Source organism: Mesorhizobium sp. M7A.F.Ca.AU.001.01.1.1, assembly GCF_004022735.1.
In the GTDB taxonomy this organism is placed as follows: domain Bacteria; phylum Pseudomonadota; class Alphaproteobacteria; order Rhizobiales; family Rhizobiaceae; genus Mesorhizobium; species Mesorhizobium ciceri.
Genome location: NZ_RZPF01001030.1, coordinates 1 through 1,589, shown reverse-complemented (window position 1 = coordinate 1,589; position 1,589 = coordinate 1). Strand labels below are relative to the sequence as shown.

The 1,589-nt window shown below is 62.9% G+C and carries 1 protein-coding gene and 1 pseudogene; one reads left to right on the top strand and one right to left on the bottom strand.

Features of this window, described 5'->3' with window-relative positions; translation table 11 throughout:
- Positions 1-249, bottom strand: a pseudogene (locus tag EN884_RS35420) (keto-deoxy-phosphogluconate aldolase); the annotation flags it as partial.
- Between the two features lie 311 nt (positions 250-560).
- On the opposite strand from EN884_RS35420, the gene EN884_RS35415 reads away from it, so the two are divergent.
- Positions 561-1,481, top strand: a complete 921-nt coding sequence (locus tag EN884_RS35415) for a rhodanese-related sulfurtransferase (protein WP_013529741.1) — start codon at positions 561-563, stop codon at positions 1,479-1,481.
- The last annotated feature ends 108 nt before the right edge of the window (positions 1,482-1,589 follow it).

Genomic DNA, 1,589 nt, shown 5'->3' with positions numbered 1-1,589 from the left:
CGCCTCTTCGAACTGCCTGGCATCAAGAGTGGTGCCGGCGCCGACGATGGCTTCCTCGACTTCACCAGCGACCCGCCGGATCGCTTCCAGCGCGTCGGCGGTCCTCAGCGTGATCTCGATCGCAGGCAGGCCGCCGCGCGCCAGAGCGCGGGCCAGCGGCACGGCATTGGCGACATCGGAGATCTTCAGCACCGGGATGACGGGCTGGCCGTTGAGGAGCGACAGAAGTTTTTCGGTCTTGCTGGGCATGTGTCTCTCCGTGGCGTGGGACAATTCAACCGATTAGCAGAAGGCCGTTTTCCTGTCCACGAAACCGGCCGTGTCGCGATGTCACGCGTCGCCCATACTCGCCAAGCCCAAGTTGACAAGGGTGGCTGCCGGCTCGATGGTGCCGACAGCTTTGGTCCCGGTGGCTTTTCAGGATAGGAATTTTTTCTTGACTCCCTGATCTCAGCTATGGTACAAATTCACCCATGGTGCAGATTTGCGCCAGTGACCCGCCGAACAGGATGCCTGCTTTGCCTTGAATCGGCTTGCTCGAGCGTCTAGTGGCTTCGGCGATGACATCACTTCCACTCCTTCGCGTCGCCGCGCTCTACCGGTTTGCCCGGCTCGACGCTTTCGAAGAACTGCGCGCGCCGCTCGCCGCATTCTGCTGCGGGCGCGGCATAAAGGGCACGCTGCTGCTGGCGCATGAAGGCATCAACGGCACCGTCGCCGGCAGCGAGACGGCAATTGCCGAACTGATCGCGTATCTCGAAGCCATCGAAGGGCTTGCCGGACTCGAGGTCAAGTACAGCGCGGCCGCGGACATGCCGTTCCATCGCATGAAGGTGCGGCTGAAGCGCGAGATCGTCACCATGGGTGTCGATGACATCGATCCTTCGAAAAGTGCCGGCACCTACGTCGCGCCGGCCGACTGGAACGCTCTGATTTCGCAGCCCGGCACTGTCATCATCGACACGCGCAACGCCTATGAGGTGTCGATCGGCACGTTCAAGGGTGCGATCGACCCGGCCACCGCAAGCTTTCGCGAGTTCCCGGCCTGGGTGGAAACGCACCGGGCGGAGCTCGAAGGCCGCAAGGTTGCGATGTTCTGCACCGGCGGCATACGCTGCGAAAAGGCAACCGCCTATGTCAAATCGCTCGGCTTCGAGGATGTCTTCCATCTCAAGGGCGGTATCCTCAAATACCTCGAGGAGGTTCCGGCCGAACAGAGCCTCTGGCAAGGCGAGTGCTTCGTCTTCGACGAGCGGGTTTCGGTGTCGCACGGCCTTGCCGAGGGCGACGCGGAACTGTGCCGCGCCTGCCGCCACCCGCTGACGCCGGGCGAGCTGACGTCGCCCAAATTCGCTGCCGGTATTTCGTGCCCGCATTGCTTCGATGCGCGTTCGGACGAGGACCGCCAGCGTTATGCCGAGCGCCAGCGCCAGGTCGAGCTTGCGCAGGCGCGGGGCAGGGGGCCGCATATCGGCTCCTGATCCAGCATCGTGCTGCTGCAAAGCGGCTGCCTGTCATTGCAATGTCAAGTTTCGGGACCTACGTCTTCGACGTTCGAAACCCGCCCGTTGGCCGGGCAAATCCTGGAG

What these genes read in the sequence shown, in the direction of transcription:
- EN884_RS35415 (WP_013529741.1), top strand. Translation starts at nt 561, where the DNA reads ATGACATCACTTCCACTCCTTCGCGTCGCCGCGCTCTACCGGTTTGCC.